Origin of the sequence: Bacillus sp. FSL M8-0350, assembly GCF_038593345.1 — a bacterium.
Classification (GTDB): domain Bacteria; phylum Bacillota; class Bacilli; order Bacillales; family Bacillaceae; genus Bacillus; species Bacillus safensis.
In genome coordinates this window covers 1,790,919-1,808,176 of sequence record NZ_CP151985.1, presented here as the reverse complement: position 1 = coordinate 1,808,176, position 17,258 = coordinate 1,790,919, and the positions used below count along the sequence as shown (strand labels likewise).

Here is a 17,258-nt window from a genome sequence, read left to right as displayed (position 1 = left end):
GGATGAAATGGCGATTAACAGGCAGGTATATGGTCTCTGTCATTATCGTGACCATTATCACGGTCTTTATCAACTTATTCGTATTTATGATTTGGCTCGTACTTCAGGCAAACAGCCAGCATAACGAGGAAAATACGCCCGAAACCTTCACAAGATCATTTGAACAATACATCTCTTTTTCTGATCAAGGAATGACCGTAAACAAAGAAGGGCAGAAAGCCTTAAAACAACAGAATGCATGGATTCAAATTTTAGACGAAAATGGCCAAAACGTGTATCATGCGCAAGCACCTAAAGGATTAAAGAACAAATATACACCGATAGAAATCGTGAACTTACATAAATATAAAGATAAGCAATTATTATCGACCATTTATGCTGGCGGAAAAAAAGTAAAGGGCAAAGAATACAGCTACTTTATCGGTTTTAAAGACCCTTCCATCGGAAAATACCTATTCTCGTTTGACACGAAGGATTTAGTAACAAGATTCAATATCGGGACGATGATTTTATTATCAATTGATGCCATCATAGCATTACTCATTGGTTACTTATTCAGCCGGCAGCTCACAAAACCGCTCGGCCGTGCCATTCATAGCATCCAGCGGCTGGCAAACGGAGATTACACGACAAATCTGCCTGCTAAAGGAATTTATAAAGATGTCTTCTATAATGTCAATCACTTATCAGAGCAGCTCGCTTCAAGCAAAAAAGAAAAAGACAAACTAGAGCAAATGCGGGAAGAATGGATCAGCCATATTTCTCATGATATTAAAACGCCGCTCGCTTCTATTCAAGGCTATGCAGAAATCATGAAAGACCCAAAGTATCCTCTTTCAAAGCAAGACATCAGACATTACGCGGGCATCATTGAGAATAAATCATTATATATCAAAGATGTCATGGAGGATCTGAATTTAACGACAAGGCTGAAAAATAACGGCGTAATGCTCAATAAAGAGCTGGTCAACATTGTGTCACTGCTGCGGGAAACGTTAATTGATATTTTAAACGATTCAAGATATGCAGATCAGACGATTGAGCTTCAAACGAATGAAGACAAGCTCATGCTGAATATTGATAAAATCCTCATTCGAAGAGCGGTTACCAATCTGATTTTAAATGCCCTCGTTCACAATGATTCTGATGTGACGATCATTGTACAGCTTGAACAAAAAGAAAAAACCCATATCACGATTAAAGACAACGGCAGAGGAATAGAAGAGGCAGAGCTGGAAAAAGTGTTTGACCGCTATTACAGGGGGACGAATACAGGAGTTTCACATGCTGGCTCTGGTCTTGGGATGGCCATTGCAAAGGATATTATCGTCAAGCACGGCGGGGACATCACGATCCGCAGCAGTATAGGGAAAGGAACAACAATTGATATCCAACTACCAGCATGAAAATAGACAAAAAAACGGTTCTGATCAACAACAGAACCGTTTTTTTACCTATTATTTATTCTGAAAATACTTTGATGCCTTTCACAATGTTCCAAATGAAGAAGTAGATGGCAACAAGGAATGTCACTGCATATGTCGCAATTAAGAAAGGCCCCGCATGGCTGATATCTTTCATACCAAGTAAACCTGAACCAAGGATGCCAATACCAAAAATCAAATAAGGTATGACATGCGTCCATAATGATTTTTTCGCATGATATTTCACTTCGTCCTGACCTAAAAAATAGACGATAATTGGGAACAAAAATGGTGCAAAAAAGATACTGAAATAACATAATGATGACAAGACTTTATTTCCTTTCATAACGTTTCACCTCTATGATTTATTCACTACAAACACATTGTACTACCTCAACCTTAATCCGTATTAATCTGAACCTTACAGCAACCTTAAAAATGTTTACCTTTTAAAATAATTTATAAACGACATACTATAATATAGGTATTTAAATCTATTTTACCGAAAAAAATAGTTGACTTTGGTTTATCCTGTGTTTACAATAAAGTCGTAACCGATGCAGGAGTGTTACTGATATCATCAGGCACCACCAAGTCAGGTAAACATGTTGTACATTTGTACGTTGTTTGCTGAGATTTTGGTGTTTTTTTATGCTTTTTTAGCAGTTTTAGGTAAGGTGGGATGAACATGTTCACCGTCGTTAAAGTTTTAAACAATAATATCGTATTAGCTCTAACAGACACTCAAAATGAAGTAGTTGTTTTTGGTACAGGAATAGGCTTTAAGAAGAAAAAGGGTGATACACTTGATGAGAGCGCTGTCAGTAAGACATTTTATTCTGATCAGACGTCTCCATTAGAATCTCAACTTGCCGCTATCCCAACTGATATCCTTTTATTAACTGAAAAAATCATTCATATGGGCGAAGAGATGTTGAATAAAAAATTAGGTTCTAGCATGCTGTTTTCGCTATCTGATCATCTTACCTTTTCTATTCAAAGGCATCAAGAAAAAATGGAATATGAAAACCCAATTGTATGGGAAATTCCACATCTATATTTTCAAGAATATCAAATTGGGAAAAAAGCACTTAAAATTATTCAAAAAATGATGGGGATTACTTTTCATGATACAGAGGCTTCACTCATTGCCCTTCATTTTGTAAACGCTCAAATAGATGGTCAGTCTATGGGAGATACCATCAAAATGACCCATCTCACGAAGGAAATCGTTAAGATTATTCAAAACATTTTCGAGATGGTATTAGATAAATCATCGATAGATTATTCGAGGTTTATTACTCATTTGAGATATTTTATTGTCAGACAAGAAACAAATCAACCTCCGCAGCAGATGGATGATACATTAAAGGAATTAATTCAGGATCGTTATATGAAGAGCTATGCATGCGGATTGATTATTAAAGAAATGTTAAAGCGGGAATTCAATTGGAATGTCACTGAAGACGAACTGGTTTTTCTAGTCATTCATATTGAAAGGATTACAAAGAAACATCAACAGAATAAATGATTTCTTTTAGGCGTGTTATGAAAAAGCATTAACCTAAACAAATCTCCATTTAGAAGTCTTTCTAATGGTGGATTTTGTTTAGGTTTTTTTTGTGAAAATGAAGGGGTGAAGACATGGGAAACAAAGAATTGGCGCAAGAAATTATCAAATTAATCGGTGGAACCGGCAATATATCTCAAAGCTGGCATTGTATTACGAGGCTGAGATTTAATATCAACGATGAAAAACAGGTGAAAGTAGATGAACTGAAAACAGTAGACGGTGTGCTGGGAGCACAATTCCAAAGCGGACAATTCCAAGTCATTATTGGAGCAAAAGTGGCAGAAGTCTATGAGGAAATCGACCATCTGATTGGTGAGAGCAGCAATGATTCTACTCCTGCTAAAAATACGTCAAAAATGAATCCAATCGAAGTCGTATTCGATGTCATTAGCGGAATTTTCACACCAATTTTGCCGGCGATTGTTGGTAGTGGATTGATAAAAGGGATCATGGCTTTGTTCGTTAGTTTAGGCTGGATGACGGAAAAAAGCTCTACCTATGCTGTACTTCAAATCTTTTCAAATGCTGTCTTTTACTTTTTACCTTTCCTCATTGCTTATTCTGCAGCGAAGAAATTTAAAACACGAGAATCTCTCGCGATGGCACTTGCTGGGATTTTATTATATCCGACAATGGTGGAAGGGGCAGCAAAAGGGGCAGATCCACTTAGTTTTTTAGGATTGAGTATTCCATTAAATAATTATACTTCTTCAGTCCTGCCGATTATTTTAGGCGTGCTGCTTCTTAGCTTTATTGATAAGTGGATGACGAAAGTGATTCCAAAATCCTTAAGTATCGTATTTACACCGGTACTGAGCTTAATGATTACAGCGCCTCTTACACTAGCTTTCATAGCGCCTATTGGAAACGTTTTCGGTCAGTATTTAGAGATCTTTTTCACTTCTTTATTCCATTTTGCTGGACCGATTGCAGGTTTATTAATGGGAGGCCTCATGCCTTTAATTGTGCTAACTGGGATGCATTACGCATTCTTCCCAAGCACGTTTGCCAGCTTTGAAAAAGTTGGTTACGATGTCATGCTGCTTCCGATGAACTTTATTGCCAATATGGCACAAGCAGGTGCCGTTTTAGGTGTTATCATTCGCACAAAACGAGTAGAAACAAGGTCTTTGGCGTTATCAACATTGCTTCCGAGTTTCTTTGGAATTACAGAACCAGCCATTTATGGAGTAACACTGAGACTGAAAAAGCCTTTCTATGCTTCATTAATAGGCGGCGCAGTTGGCGGATGTTTTTATGGTTTATTCTCCGTCAAAACGACAGCATTTTCAATTCCAGGAATGACATCTCTGCCAACTTACATTATGAAAGGCACAAATAATTTCCAGCTGGCTTTAATTGGAATAGCGCTTAGCTTTTTGGTCTCACTGCTTGCCACTATGTTTCTTGGCTTCAAGGAACCTGCCACAAAGGATGAAGGTCAGCCGGAAAAACAGGAAAAGCCATCTAAAAATACAGAAAATGCAGTCAATCAACAAGCTGTGAGACAAGTAAATCCTTATGAAGTACAAGCACCTATAACTGGTAAAGTCATTCCTTTATCTGACGTAAATGATGCCGTCTTTTCAAGCGAAATGATGGGCAAGGGAGTAGCGATTATGCCTGATAAGGGGGTGGTACAAGCGCCGTTTTCCGGAAAAGTAGTGACCGTTACACCTACTAAACATGCAATAGGTTTGGTTTCAGATGATGGGGTTGAATTATTAATACATGTAGGGATTGATACCGTCAGCCTAAATGGTCAATTCTTTGAGGTATTGGTGGAAGAAGGAGATGAAATCAACATCGGGGATCATTTATTATCATTTGATATAGAAGGAATTCAATCAAAAGGATTAGATGTCGTGACACCTATTATTGTCACTAATTCCTCGAAGTACCTGGATGTTATCTATACAGGTGACTCTTATGTCAACGCAGGAGAAAATAAACTCTTAATGCTTATTCATTAATCATAATAGAAGGGATGATTGAAATGAAAGAATTAAAAAAAGGATTTTCAGATAATTTTCTATGGGGTGGCGCAACCGCTGCCAATCAAATAGAGGGTGCATATTTAGAAGGCGGAAAAGGGCTGTCAACTTCAGACTTCGCTGCATATAAAGATCCATATGCAAAAGGAAAAGTGAACAACTTTACATTCGATGTTAGTTCAGCTGAACTAAACAAGTACAAAGAAAATCCTGATGAATTTGATTTCCCAAAAAGACGCGGAATCGATTTTTATCATCGTTATGAAGAAGATATTGCACTGTTTGCAGAAATGGGATTTAAAGTCTTTCGTTTGTCTATCTCATGGGCAAGAATCTTTCCAACAGGTTTAGAGGACAAGCCGAATGAAGAAGGATTGGCTTTTTACGATAAAGTATTTGATGAATGTGCGAAATATGGAATTGAACCGCTAGTAACGATGTCTCATTATGAAATGCCGATTACTTTAACAGAGAAATACAATGGATGGATGAGTAGAGAGCTTGTCCCATTGTTCGAAAAATACGCACGTGCGATTTTAGAAAGATATAAAAACAAAGTGAAGTACTGGATTACGTTTAATGAAATGAATATGAACCTCAACAGCCTTTATACAGGTGCTGGAATTTTAGAGGATCTAGTAGACCATAAATTACAAGCTGCTTACCAAGCATCTCATCATCAATTTGTGGCAAGTGCCTTAACAGTGAAGGCTGCAAAGGAAATCATTCCAGATGTCCAAATTGGCTGTATGATTAACCAGATTGAAGCGTATGCAAAAACAACAAAACCAGAGGATCAGCTGCAGGCAGTCAAATCGAATCAATTGAATATGTTCTATCCTGATGTTCAAGCTAGAGGCGAATATCCAACATACATGGTAAAATACTTTGCTGATAATCAAATCAAGCTTGATATTAAAGAGCAGGATGAACAAATTTTAAAAGAGGGCACTGTTGATTTTGTTGCGATCAGCTATTATATGTCCCACGTAGCAGAAGCACGTGAAGATGCAGCTGAGCTAGCGGGTACGTTTGACAGTCCGATTAAAAATGAACACTTGGAATTATCACAATGGGATTGGCCGATCGATCCAATGGGTCTGCGCATTTCATTAATTAAACTGTATGACAGATACCAAAAGCCTTTATTTGTTTGTGAAAATGGACTTGGTGCAAGGGATACATTGACACAAGACGGAAAAGTACACGATGATTATCGAATTGATTATTTGAAAAAACATATTGAACAGATGAAAGAAGCCGTAAAAGAAGGTGTTGACTTAATGGGATATACACCTTGGGGCTGCATTGACTTAATCAGCTGCGGAACATCTCAAATGACTAAACGCTATGGTTTGATCTATGTGGATCAAGACGACCTAGGAAACGGTACACTGAATCGTTACCGGAAAGACTCATTCTTCTGGTACAAAAATGTAATCGCATCAAATGGGGAAGATCTATAAAAGCAGATTGAATGATGTAAAACACCATCTCGAGGCGCCTTAACCGGCTGCATGCGATGGTGTTTTGTTTTTTACGAAAACGTATCTTGACCTTGAAGTATCGTTCAACCTTTATAATGTAAATATAGAAAGACAAAATCACGAAAAAGGAGTAACGACTTGAGTTGATGGCTAGAGGAGAACTTGCCAAACAAACAGGAATAAGCCCTGCCGCAATTCGTTACTATGAAGAACACAACATTTTACCTGTCCCTAGACGCCGTTCGAACGGTTATAGACTATACACAGAAGATTATATCGTGAAAATTCAATTGATCAAAGATGCCAAATCATTGGGTTATTCACTAAAGGAAATAAAAGGAATATTGGAAATGCTGAGTCAAGACATAGAACCTGATACTTTAAAAAGAATTGTACATCAAAAACATGAAGAAATTGAAAAGAAAATTAACAGTCTCCGTCTCATACAAGATCTTTTATCTAACTTATTAAAGACTCCTGAGAAAGAAGTACAAGTGTATCTCAAATCATTTCGTATGATGAATCAGGATGACGAATAAACATATCTGCTTAAAGGAGAGAAAACAAAATGAGTGTCGACATTTTTAATGGAGAACGTTCTGAAGAAAGTATTCAATTTGAAACATTATTCACGTCCCAAAGTAATAAAGAAAGTTTTGCTAGTGTCGAAAAAACCAAAAACCTTCTGTCTCAAATAGAAAATATAAAGCCTTATGCAATTGGAGACGATGTGAAATTAAAGAGTGAGATAAAGGAGCAGACTTTCGAAGGAATGCAGGTTTTCACATTGAATGACCAAATGTCGCAAAAACAAAAGGTGATTTTATATATACATGGTGGTGCCTGGGTAAACCAGCCTCTCGATTTCCATTGGTGGTACATGGATAAATTGGCTAGGTCCCTTAACGCCAAAGTGATCGCTCCTATTTACCCTAAATTACCTCATTACAGCTACCAAGATACCTATCCGAAAATCTTAAATCTATATAAAGAAATACTAAAAACGGTTGCGAGTACCGATCAATTAACGATCATGGGTGATTCAGCGGGCGGAAATATCTCTCTTGGCCTTGCGCACCTCTTAAAGATGGAAGATCTGCCGCAGCCGAAGGATATCATTTTATTATCTGCATGTGTTGATATGAGTTTAAGCAATCCTCTTATATTTGAATATGCCGATAAAGATCCCATTCTAGCGCCAGAAGGAATAGATGTCATTACAAAAATGTGGGCAGCAGATAAAAAGGTAACTGACCCATTAATCAGTCCAATTCACGGTGACTTTAACGGTCTTGCGAAGATCACTCATTTTATTGGAACACATGATATTTTATATCCAGATGCACTAAAGCTTGATGAAAAACTAACAGAACAAGGAATTGACATGAAAACCTTTGTTTATCCAGAAATGCTACATGTGTTTGTCGTCATGCCAATCCCTGAGGCACAAGACGCTCAGGAAAAAATCATTCAGGTGATAAATAGTTAGATTCTCTTTTCACATATCAAAATGCTCCGGCTTGAATATTTGAAAGCTTAGCGAAATGGGCTGCTTACTGAAAGCAGTCTTTTTCCATTCAACATGACATAACATTCGGAATGTCAATCCGCCTCAGATTAAATATTCCTTAAATTCCAATTTCTGTTTACAATGTGCGAATTTCCTATTAATATGATACATATTCGGTTCTTCATCGGTTCATAAAGGAGAGTGACATGATGAGTGTTTTCTTTCTTCATCCCATGGCGCTAATCTTATTTACACTGCCTTTGTTATCTTTAATATGGGGGATTGTTGGCTACTGCATCTTTAAGCGAGTTTACATCGTTCTTATCATCACATTTGCAGTCTCCACTATTTTTATATTTGCCTATACTGGGTTTGACATGTCAAATATGTATTGGGTCGTGGTGATGACCTTTTTATGCATGTGTACCTCTGTCATCACAAAAATCATTCGATATATGTATGCCCGCTATAAAAGAACATAACGAAAAAGCTGATGGTCAAAAAATCAGCTTTTTTGTATCCATTCTTCATCTTGCGGAACCGCCCATTATCTGAAGTTTGATATAATAGATCAGTACATTCAAAACGAGCATAGAAGGGCGAAGGGAACACAATGCACACATTTGATCTTACTCCAAAAGATGTAGAGTTAATAGACGAAGCAAAAAAGAAGATTATGAGCCTTTATGAAGAGGATAAACACCATGTAGGAGCCGCTATCCGCATGAAAACAGGAGAAATGATCTCGGCTGTCCATATAGAAGCCTATATCGGACGGGTAACGGTTTGTGCAGAAGCCATTGCAATTGGCAGTGCTTTATCGAATGGATATAAAGATTTTGATACCATTGTTGCCGTTCGACATCCATATTCAGATGAAGAGGATAGAAGATTGAGGGTCGTAAGCCCTTGCGGCATCTGTAGAGAGCTCATTTCAGATTTCGGACCAGAATGTTTTGTCATCATAGAAATAGATGGCGGACTAGTCAAAGTGAAAATTGGAGAACTCATTCCACTCAAATATACTCGAAGTTGATATACGACCTAGACTTAGCAGGAAGAGGGATGCAGCAAGCATCAAGTGTTTTCTTTATTGCATTCTAAATAACTGAAAAATCGCTCCACAAAAACAGCTCCATGTATTTTCTCCATTTGCGCCGTGTTAAAAATATATTGTTCCATATGCTCAAGCTTGCGCAGTCTGCGTACCAGTACTTTGCGATCCTCGTCAGAAAATTGACAGTCATTATTTATCTTCGTCAATGCAGATTTGACACGCGCGGAGATTTCTTCAACATATAGATGGTTTTTGGATGCTGGCGGAATACATTGCGATAGGTCACAGCCTTTAAAACAAACACCGTCAAGGGTGCAGTTTTCAAAATTGGCAATCAGCTTTTGTTTACCATTTCCCTCAAACGTTATATCCACCAGCTTACCGGTAAAGGTACAATTTACGATATTCGCTGCTTGTAAAACGCGGTCATTAAACCTGCATTGATAAAATGTACAGTTGATAAACGCAGCATTTTCCAATGTCATTCCTCTCATATCACAGGAGGAGAAGTCGCAATTCGTAAAAACAGCCTCGTCTCTAGCAATTCCAACAGAACGCAAATCGGAACGAATAAACGTACAATGCTCGATCGTACTACCTGCAAAAAATCTCGCATTCGTTAGATCACACGTATCAAATACAAGATGACGCAGGTGACAGCTCCAAAATATAGGTGAATGAACATTCGAGTTGTTGATCGTCGCTGCGCTTATTGTTTCATGTTCATACCTGACAATATCAGAAAATATTTCGTTGTCTACTGACATTCCAGACTCAAGCCTTCTCATTGTGATCACCTATCATTTCTTCAGAATCTTTTCCAATGATGAATACCTTCCAGCAAGTTCATTTCGGTTTCACTAAGCGGTTGGCACTGACAAGTTATTATATCATAAAGCTAGAAACATAAAGAGAGCGGTCATCGTTTTGAAAAGCGCTTATATCAAAATGTGTATTTCACATTCATTTTAAATCAAGAAGGGGGAACAAAAGAATGAAAAGGTATGACGCTTTCCCAGAACCAATCGGCAGCTATACTGCCGGACGCACACAGATGGATTTAGAGTACACGGCATCTGATCACTCAAAAAGAGAACTGACCGCATTTGTATACTATCCGTCTGATAGCAATGAAGGGAAGACCCCATCAACGTACATGTTTCCTGAAGTATACGAAATGCTGCATGACCAGCCGCTTGTCACAGAGTATATGAAGGAAAAGGATTTTTTCTCTATCGATATTCAAACGTATTGTTACGACGACCTGGCTCTTTCCGGGAAGGAAGAATGCTATCCAGTGTTATTCTATGTTTGCGGCGGGGGCGGTTCTCCAGAATGGGGGACAGTGATCTGTACAGACCTTGCAAGCATGGGGTACATTGTCGTCAGTATCGGTCATCAGAATAGCACGATGTATAAGTGTAAAGATGGACGCCTGTTTAATGTATCAAAGGATTTTTCAGATGACATTATGGCGTTTTCTGAAGATCCAGAAATGATGGCGCTGGCTGGTCAGATGACGATGCGGCCAGACGATGAAACTGCCATTGAGACATGCCGTAACGTCCTTACACTGCCAATACTTCATCAGTTAACTAAATATAGTGAATTACAGGCAGAGGATGTAAGGAATGCAGCCGATTATCTTTACAAACTAGACGCTGGGGAACTCCATTCCATCTTTAATGGCAGATTGCTGCTTGACGCCGGCATGGGCATAGTCGGACATTCTTACGGAGGGCCTACGACAGCGATTGTTTGCCGGGATGACGACCGATTCGCCTGCGGGATTGGCCTCGATAGCGGTGCCTTCGGTCTTCTTGACAGCGATCTGAAAAAACCCTTTTTACTGCTGTTTTCTGAGCCTAATTATCATATGAATGCAATCATTGGTGCTAACAATAGCATGGAAACCTATTATTTCTCTGTTGACCATGCTGCACATTTAGATTATTGCGACATCGTGTTTACCGGTGTGAACGAAGAACTGAGAGGCGAACGCGATGCAATGGAGATGCGGAATCTTGTCACAGACTATACGAGGACCTTTTTTGATCATTACATTCTGCAAAAACCTGTACATGTGGAAAGTCTGTCATACGATGGCGTGGACTTGATTAAGAAAACGAGCAGAAAGTGATCTAGCTGAGATTTCCCCTTTTATACAAGCTTGAAAAGATGGTCGAGTGAAGAAAGGCAATTTTTCACTGGAGGGATTTAGAATCTAAAGTTAGAATAAAGCTATCAGGAAAGAACGGAAAGGAGCTTTTTTATGACTGATAAATCTACCTCCCAAACTTTACGCAGAGGTCTGCATATTCTAGACCTTTTTCATAAAGTAAATAAAGAATTTACCGTAAAAGAAATAACAGAAAAAATGGGTATATCAACTACTGTTACTTTTCGTTTAGTAAATACTTTAATGGAATGCGGCTATCTCACTAAGAATACATCAACCGGAAAAATAAGACTTGGGTTAAATGCTTATAAATTAGGAATTTATGCAGATCCCATCCCAGAACTTCGTGAAATTGCGATGCCCTTTATAGAAGATATTGCTCAAAAGACGAAAGAAACCGTCAGTTTAAATATCATGGATCCAGTGACGAAAGAGGGTGTATGTATTGCATCTATCGAAAGCCCTCATGATGTTAAATTTTCAAGACCTATCGGATTAAGCAAACCTATTCATAAAGGAGCATCCAGGAAGGTATTACTTGCATTCATGGATCATAAGCAGCAAGAACTGATGATTCGAAGATTGTCGTCCAAATATGAGATAGAGATTGATAGACTAAAAGAAGATTTAGATCAAATAAAAACTAAGGGGTTTGCCTATACAGAAGGAGAAGTAAATGAAGGCGCGCTAAATGTCGCTGTGCCCATTCTGTCTCAAGAAGGACACATTCTTGCAGGTCTCTCTATACATTGCCCTACTTATCGAAAAAAAGATGACACTGTTGAGTACTTTGCTCAACTTGCCAAAGAAGCAGCACTGGAGATAGAACGTCATTTAGAAAAAACAGAGGCTGCACCCTCTTAACGGATGTGCAATACGACCAATCATTTTTATTCTCTTAATATGATAATATGAATATCGTTTTTTATAGAAACTCCCTCTAGTTACTTACTGATATAAGTAATTCGAGGGAGTTTCTTATTTTTTCAAAAAAATAAAATCAAAACAAATAAACAGAATTGTCAAACTTTTTATTGAACACCATCAATTCCCGTGCTAAAATTCTGATTATCGGAAATGTAATCCGATTATCGGCATAACGTGAAAATACACTTAACAGCTTCATCACTAAGATAGGAGGATTATGATGAAAAAGGCATTGGAAGATATTGTTGTTTTAGATTTAGGTCAAATCTACAACGGACCTTATTGTTCACTCATGTTAGCTTATCAAGGCGCTAAGGTTATTAAAATAGAACCGCTTAAAGGAGAAAACCTGCGAGTAAGAAGAAAAGGAGACTGTCATGAGTTATTGATGCTGAATTCAAATAAGTTAGGCGTATCATTAGATCTTAAGTCTCCAGAAGGAAAAGAAGTATTTATTGAATTAGTGAAAAAAGCGGATGTTTTAGTAGAAAATTTTTCGCTAGGCGCGATGGAACGGCTCGGTTTAGGATACGACGTCTTGAGTGAAATCAATCCTCGCCTTATTTATGCGTCAGGTAAAGGCTACGGTTTAGATGGTCCTTATGCCGCCAGGCCAGCAATGGATCTGACTGTTCAAGCAATGGGAGGCGTGATGGCCACCACAGGATTTGCAGATAAACCACCAGTAAAAGCAGGACCAGCCATATGTGATTTCCTCGGGGGCATTCATTTATTTGGAGGAATTACAACAGCTCTTTATCAGCGAGAGAGCACTGGGAAGGGTCAGCTAGTAGAAGTATCTATGCACGATACAATCTATCCAACACTAGCATCTGCACTAGGAGCGTTCTACAGCCAAGGGGGAAAAGTGGCAGAAAGAACAGGAAATCAACATAGCGGGATGGCAACGGCTCCTTACAATGTCTATCCGACACAAGATGGTTATATCGCTATACTCTGTGTAGCTGATCGTCAGTGGCAGTCATTACTGAAGGTGATGGAAAAAGATGAATTATTAGATGATCCACGTTTTCAAACAAATATCGATCGTTCAGCCAATACGTACATTGTCGATGAGATCGTGACAAGCTGGACTTCTAACAAAAAGAAGATGGATATTGCAGATGCTTTAATAGAAGCAAACGTTCCTCATGCACCTGTTCAATCGATCGCTGAGGTAGCAGACGATCCTCACCTAAAATACAGAGGAATGATTCAAGAAGTTGAACGTCCAAAAGAGGGGAAAATCAAAGTTCCTGGCTCACCCATTCGATTATCGGATTCTCCGCTTGAAAAAGTCTTTGCAGCGCCCGCAATTGGCGAACATACAGATGAAGTTTTACAAGAATTATTAGGGATGAATCATGAACAGTTACAGGATTTGCGTCATAAAAAAGTCATTCGCTCCAAAGAAGAAATGACAAACAAAAACTAATGCGTTTAAGGGAGGCATCAAAATGGAACGAACCATTTTAACGGCAATTCAAAACCATGTTCAAACGATTACATTAAACCGTCCAGAAAAGAAAAATGCATTAAATAAAGAAATGATCGATGAGTGGGTAGCTGCTCTTCAAAGTGCTAAAGAAAACGATGACGTTCATGTGATTTTGCTAACGGGATCAGGTAATGCCTTCTGTTCAGGCGGCGATGTGGGCGGAATGACAACAGACCCAACACCTCTAAACAATAAAAATAAACTTTGGGAAAATATTCACCGCATTCCTCTTGCCTTAAGAGATATTGATAAACCGATCATCGCTGCAATCAATGGACCAGCAGTTGGAGCAGGATTAGATATGGCTCTTATGTGCGATATTCGTACAATGATTGATGATTCAAAGGTGAGTGAGGGTTATGTAAAAGTAGGACTCATACCTGGAGATGGAGGCGCTTTCTTTCTTCCGAAAATTGTAGGCGAAGCAAAAGCCCTTGAATTATTATGGACTGGAAACTTTATCGGCTCACAAGAGGCCTTAAGCTTAGGGATTGTCAACCATGTTTATGCGAAAGAAGATTTTATGCAAAAAACAATCGAGTTAGCTGAACAAATTGCTAATGGACCTCAAATTGCGATTAAGATGACGAAAAGAGCCGTGAGGTACTCTCGAAATATGGAATTAGAGCCTGCACTTGATTTAATATCCTCTCATTATGCAATTATCAAAGAAACAAAGGATCACAAAGAAGGTGTCGCAGCATTTAAAGAAAAAAGAAAACCAAACTTTATTGGAAAATAACATTGATAGGAGGTTCATCAATTGAAACCAATCCATTATGAAAAAAAAGGTGAAATCGCCTACCTTTATATAAATAAACCCGAAAAAAGAAATGCAATCGATTCCATCATGTCGGATTTATTTTTGGAATATTTAGAGGATTTTAAAAGCGATTCGAAAGCTCGTGTTCTTATTTTAACTGGGAAAGGAGATAAAGCTTTTTGCAGCGGCAGGGATTTAAAGGAAGCAAAAGAAAATCCAGAGGCTTTTAAGAAGAAACCTTTAAGAGGGAGATTGTTTAACGCCATTATCGAAACGTATAAACCTGTCATATGTGCCATGAATGGTGTAGCTGTTGGAGCGGGTTGTGAAATCGCCTTGGCAAGTGATATTCGTCTTGCCACTGTAGATTGCAAGCTGGGAATGCCAGAGGCGAAAAGAGGAATGGGTGCTACCTTTGGAGCGACAATATTACCTAAACTCATTTCACCCAGCTTTGCAGCTAACATGTTGTATACGGGTAAATTAGTAACAGCTGAAGAGGCTCTAAGGATAGGCTTAGTCGATGAAATATTAGAAAATCAAGAACTTTTATTAGAAAGAGCCACTGAACTAGCACTAGAAATTTGCGAGTGTGCGCCCCTTTCTGTACAGAGAATCAAAGAAACGATATGGAAGACAATGGATGTCCCTTTATTCCAAGCTTTGCAGCTGGATATCGGACCTAATGTATATGAAAGTGAAGATCGAATTGAAGGAGCGCAAGCCTTTCTTGAGAAACGAAAGCCAGTTTGGAAAGGAAAATAGAATGTCTTTACGCTTCCAAATAATAGCGCTTTCAAAAGGTCTACAGAATTCCCACCATTTTTGATAGAGGGTGAAGGAATTGTTTCAGCACATAAAAGTTGAAAGAAATAAGTACGTCGCAACGATTATGATTGATCGGCAAGAGGTTAGAAATGCTTTAAATAAAAAGACCATTGAAGAGCTGCAAAAAGCCTTATACGAATTAGAGCAGGATGAACATTTGAGGATCATTGTGATCACAGGTGCAGGCAGCAAAGCGTTCGTAGCAGGAGCTGATATCACAGAATTACATGAGAGAACAATGCTTGAAGCGCTCATGCCGGGACTGCAAAAAATGTATCAAGAAATTGAACAATCCAATAAAGTGACCATCGCTGTCATAAATGGTCACGCTTTAGGTGGAGGTTGTGAGCTTGCCTTAGCATGTGATATAAGAATTGCCTCAACCCAAGCAAAAATAGGCTTGCCAGAGCTGAACCTAGGTATTATTCCTGGTGCAGGAGGAACTCAAAGATTAACAAGAATGATCGGTAAAGGCCGCGCTCTAGAGATGATCTTAACGGGTAAATTAGTTGATGGGGCAGAAGCAGAACGTATCGGCCTCGTAACGAAATCAGTAGAAAATAGTGAATTAAAGTCTGAATTGGACGAATTCATCAATTCACTTTTATCGAAGGGGCCTTTAGCACTCAAACTCGCTAAAATGGTAGTGAATCAAGGGCAAGATGCAGATTTTCATACTGCTTCGATGTTAGAAAAATTTGCTCAAACCATTTTATTTAGTTCGGATGAAAAACATGAGGGTACGAAAGCGTTTCTAGAAAAACGAAAACCTACTTTCTATAAAGAATTATAAACAAGGTGGCGAAAAACAAATGAACGAGGTCGTGATCGTAGAATCCGTTCGAACTCCTATTGGAAAGCTAGGCGGAGCGTTAAGTTCGGAACTAGTAGATTTCTTAGCTGCAAAAGTGATAAAGGAAGTTCTGCATCGTGCCAAGCTAGATCCAAATGCAGTTAGCGAAGTCATTATGGGTCAAGCAAAGCAAAGCTCAGATTCCTCTAACCTTGCCCGTCTTTCATTACTAAGGGCAGGACTGCCTGTTCATATACCAGGTTATACAATTCACAGACAATGCGGTTCAGGCTTACAATCCATTAATACTGCTGACATGCAAATTAAATTAGGTTTGAGCGATGTAGTGATTGCAGGCGGCGCAGAAAGTATGAGCACAGCTCCTTACTATTTACGAAATGCTCGATATGGATATGGTGCAGGAAATGGCTTATTACTTGACCCAAATACCGAAAGCCAGCCTTATTCACAGCCGATTGAAGATTACGGACATCTCACAATGGGTGCTACAGCTGAAAATATAGCCAAAAAATACAAAATCGATCGGCTAGAACAAGATGAATTTGCTCTTCGAAGCCAAGAATTAGCAAGAAAAGCAATAGAAAAAGGCGTATTTTTGAAAGAAATTGTGCCATATGAGGTCAAGAGAAAGAAAGACGTCTTCTTGTTTGAAACAGATGAGCATCCCCGCCATACGACTATGGAAAAACTATCAGCGTTGAAACCCGTATTTCAAACAGATGGTACAGTAACAGCTGGTAATGCAAGCGGAAGAAATGATGCAGCTTCTGCCGTACTTATGATGAATAAAACCATTGCGATGGAAAAAGGATTCGTGCCTAAAGCAAAAATTATTGGGCAGGCAAGCTCTGGAGTTGCCCCAGACATCATGGGAATTGGCCCAGTATCTTCAACAATAAAGGCATTAGAAATGTGTCATTTAACAATAGATGACATTGGATTAATTGAATTAAACGAGGCTTTTTCTGCTCAAGCTTTAGCTGTTATAAAAGAATTGCATTTAGACATAGAAAAAGTAAATGTCAATGGCGGAGCGATCGCCCTCGGTCATCCAATAGGGGCGACTGGAGCGATCTTAACTACAAAACTACTCCATGAAATGGAACGCCGGGGAGAAAAATATGGTTTGGTGACTTTATGCATTGCAGGAGGTCAAGGAATTACGACTATTTTTGAAAATTTACAAGTTTAAAAGGAGGTAAAC

At 38.7% G+C, this 17,258-nt stretch carries 17 protein-coding genes; 15 read left to right on the top strand and 2 right to left on the bottom strand.

The window, feature by feature from the left end; genetic code table 11:
* Window positions 1-2: 2 nt before the first annotated feature.
* Window positions 3-1,406 (top strand): HAMP domain-containing sensor histidine kinase, encoded by a 1,404-nt coding sequence (locus NSS80_RS09205; protein ID WP_046311289.1) that lies wholly within the window; start codon window positions 3-5, stop codon window positions 1,404-1,406.
* 55 nt (window positions 1,407-1,461) lie between these two features.
* Here the strand turns inward: NSS80_RS09205 and NSS80_RS09200 are convergent, their stop codons facing one another.
* Window positions 1,462-1,770 carry a DUF4870 domain-containing protein gene (locus NSS80_RS09200; protein WP_041109292.1) on the bottom strand — a complete coding sequence of 103 codons (309 nt, stop codon included), beginning with the start codon at window positions 1,768-1,770 and terminating at the stop codon, window positions 1,462-1,464.
* Between the two features lie 342 nt (window positions 1,771-2,112).
* Between NSS80_RS09200 and NSS80_RS09195 the strand changes: the two genes are divergently transcribed.
* The 7 genes from NSS80_RS09195 to NSS80_RS09165 all read left to right on the top strand — a co-directional run bounded on the left by NSS80_RS09195 (window position 2,113) and on the right by NSS80_RS09165 (window position 9,024).
* Window positions 2,113-2,955: a PRD domain-containing protein gene (locus NSS80_RS09195; RefSeq protein WP_342498460.1), complete on the top strand. Its 843-nt coding sequence runs from the start codon at window positions 2,113-2,115 to the stop codon at window positions 2,953-2,955.
* 113 nt (window positions 2,956-3,068) lie between these two features.
* A complete protein-coding gene (locus NSS80_RS09190) occupies window positions 3,069-4,970 on the top strand; it encodes a beta-glucoside-specific PTS transporter subunit IIABC (RefSeq protein WP_252050479.1) in 1,902 nt (633 codons plus the stop codon).
* Window positions 4,971-4,993: 23 nt separating this feature from the next.
* Window positions 4,994-6,457, top strand: a complete 1,464-nt coding sequence (locus NSS80_RS09185) for a family 1 glycosylhydrolase (RefSeq protein WP_326483893.1) — start codon at window positions 4,994-4,996, stop codon at window positions 6,455-6,457.
* A 167-nt stretch (window positions 6,458-6,624) separates the two neighbouring features.
* The gene (locus NSS80_RS09180; protein WP_342498459.1) at window positions 6,625-7,017 is read left to right on the top strand and encodes a MerR family transcriptional regulator; all 393 of its coding nucleotides are present in this window, start codon (window positions 6,625-6,627) and stop codon (window positions 7,015-7,017) included.
* Between the two features lie 29 nt (window positions 7,018-7,046).
* Window positions 7,047-7,967, top strand: a complete 921-nt coding sequence (locus tag NSS80_RS09175) for an alpha/beta hydrolase (RefSeq protein ID WP_041117573.1) — start codon at window positions 7,047-7,049, stop codon at window positions 7,965-7,967.
* A gap of 230 nt (window positions 7,968-8,197) precedes the next feature.
* Window positions 8,198-8,470: a DUF2651 family protein gene (locus tag NSS80_RS09170; protein ID WP_041117572.1), complete on the top strand. Its 273-nt coding sequence runs from the start codon at window positions 8,198-8,200 to the stop codon at window positions 8,468-8,470.
* A 131-nt stretch (window positions 8,471-8,601) separates the two neighbouring features.
* Window positions 8,602-9,024 (top strand): cytidine deaminase, encoded by a 423-nt coding sequence (locus NSS80_RS09165; protein ID WP_041117570.1) that lies wholly within the window; start codon window positions 8,602-8,604, stop codon window positions 9,022-9,024.
* Window positions 9,025-9,065: 41 nt separating this feature from the next.
* Here NSS80_RS09165 and NSS80_RS09160 read toward each other — a convergent pair whose 3' ends face one another.
* Window positions 9,066-9,833, bottom strand: a complete 768-nt coding sequence (locus NSS80_RS09160) for a pentapeptide repeat-containing protein (RefSeq protein WP_041117568.1) — start codon at window positions 9,831-9,833, stop codon at window positions 9,066-9,068.
* 206 nt (window positions 9,834-10,039) lie between these two features.
* Here NSS80_RS09160 and NSS80_RS09155 point away from each other — a divergent pair, with 206 nt between their 5' ends.
* The 7 genes from NSS80_RS09155 to NSS80_RS09125 all read left to right on the top strand — a co-directional run bounded on the left by NSS80_RS09155 (window position 10,040) and on the right by NSS80_RS09125 (window position 17,246).
* A complete protein-coding gene (locus NSS80_RS09155) occupies window positions 10,040-11,185 on the top strand; it encodes a choline esterase (protein ID WP_342498458.1) in 1,146 nt (381 codons plus the stop codon).
* A 132-nt stretch (window positions 11,186-11,317) separates the two neighbouring features.
* A complete protein-coding gene (locus NSS80_RS09150) occupies window positions 11,318-12,088 on the top strand; it encodes an IclR family transcriptional regulator (protein ID WP_211044070.1) in 771 nt (256 codons plus the stop codon).
* 283 nt (window positions 12,089-12,371) lie between these two features.
* A complete protein-coding gene (locus NSS80_RS09145; RefSeq protein ID WP_041117562.1) occupies window positions 12,372-13,586 on the top strand; it encodes a CoA transferase in 1,215 nt (404 codons plus the stop codon).
* A 22-nt stretch (window positions 13,587-13,608) separates the two neighbouring features.
* Window positions 13,609-14,391: an enoyl-CoA hydratase-related protein gene (locus NSS80_RS09140; RefSeq protein WP_041117560.1), complete on the top strand. Its 783-nt coding sequence runs from the start codon at window positions 13,609-13,611 to the stop codon at window positions 14,389-14,391.
* A gap of 21 nt (window positions 14,392-14,412) precedes the next feature.
* The gene (locus NSS80_RS09135; RefSeq protein ID WP_041117558.1) at window positions 14,413-15,177 is read left to right on the top strand and encodes an enoyl-CoA hydratase/isomerase family protein; all 765 of its coding nucleotides are present in this window, start codon (window positions 14,413-14,415) and stop codon (window positions 15,175-15,177) included.
* A 70-nt stretch (window positions 15,178-15,247) separates the two neighbouring features.
* Complete coding sequence (locus NSS80_RS09130; protein ID WP_326847869.1) at window positions 15,248-16,033, top strand: enoyl-CoA hydratase-related protein; 786 nt, start codon at window positions 15,248-15,250, stop codon at window positions 16,031-16,033.
* A gap of 19 nt (window positions 16,034-16,052) precedes the next feature.
* Window positions 16,053-17,246 carry a thiolase family protein gene (locus NSS80_RS09125; RefSeq protein ID WP_317222018.1) on the top strand — a complete coding sequence of 398 codons (1,194 nt, stop codon included), beginning with the start codon at window positions 16,053-16,055 and terminating at the stop codon, window positions 17,244-17,246.
* Window positions 17,247-17,258 lie beyond the last annotated feature (12 nt).

Bases quoted from the DNA above. Each gene is read 5' to 3' on its own strand.
- NSS80_RS09170 (WP_041117572.1), top strand. From the start codon at position 8,198: ATGAGTGTTTTCTTTCTTCATCCCATGGCGCTAATCTTATTTACACTG.
- NSS80_RS09185 (WP_326483893.1), top strand. From the start codon at position 4,994: ATGAAAGAATTAAAAAAAGGATTTTCAGATAATTTTCTATGGGGTGGC.
- NSS80_RS09205 (WP_046311289.1), top strand. From the start codon at position 3: ATGAAATGGCGATTAACAGGCAGGTATATGGTCTCTGTCATTATCGTG.
- NSS80_RS09190 (WP_252050479.1), top strand. From the start codon at position 3,069: ATGGGAAACAAAGAATTGGCGCAAGAAATTATCAAATTAATCGGTGGA.
- NSS80_RS09195 (WP_342498460.1), top strand. From the start codon at position 2,113: ATGTTCACCGTCGTTAAAGTTTTAAACAATAATATCGTATTAGCTCTA.
- NSS80_RS09200 (WP_041109292.1), bottom strand. From the start codon at position 1,770: ATGAAAGGAAATAAAGTCTTGTCATCATTATGTTATTTCAGTATCTTT.
- NSS80_RS09125 (WP_317222018.1), top strand. From the start codon at position 16,053: ATGAACGAGGTCGTGATCGTAGAATCCGTTCGAACTCCTATTGGAAAG.
- NSS80_RS09145 (WP_041117562.1), top strand. From the start codon at position 12,372: ATGAAAAAGGCATTGGAAGATATTGTTGTTTTAGATTTAGGTCAAATC.
- NSS80_RS09155 (WP_342498458.1), top strand. From the start codon at position 10,040: ATGAAAAGGTATGACGCTTTCCCAGAACCAATCGGCAGCTATACTGCC.
- NSS80_RS09160 (WP_041117568.1), bottom strand. From the start codon at position 9,833: ATGAGAAGGCTTGAGTCTGGAATGTCAGTAGACAACGAAATATTTTCT.
- NSS80_RS09165 (WP_041117570.1), top strand. From the start codon at position 8,602: ATGCACACATTTGATCTTACTCCAAAAGATGTAGAGTTAATAGACGAA.
- NSS80_RS09180 (WP_342498459.1), top strand. From the start codon at position 6,625: ATGGCTAGAGGAGAACTTGCCAAACAAACAGGAATAAGCCCTGCCGCA.
- NSS80_RS09150 (WP_211044070.1), top strand. From the start codon at position 11,318: ATGACTGATAAATCTACCTCCCAAACTTTACGCAGAGGTCTGCATATT.
- NSS80_RS09175 (WP_041117573.1), top strand. From the start codon at position 7,047: ATGAGTGTCGACATTTTTAATGGAGAACGTTCTGAAGAAAGTATTCAA.
- NSS80_RS09140 (WP_041117560.1), top strand. From the start codon at position 13,609: ATGGAACGAACCATTTTAACGGCAATTCAAAACCATGTTCAAACGATT.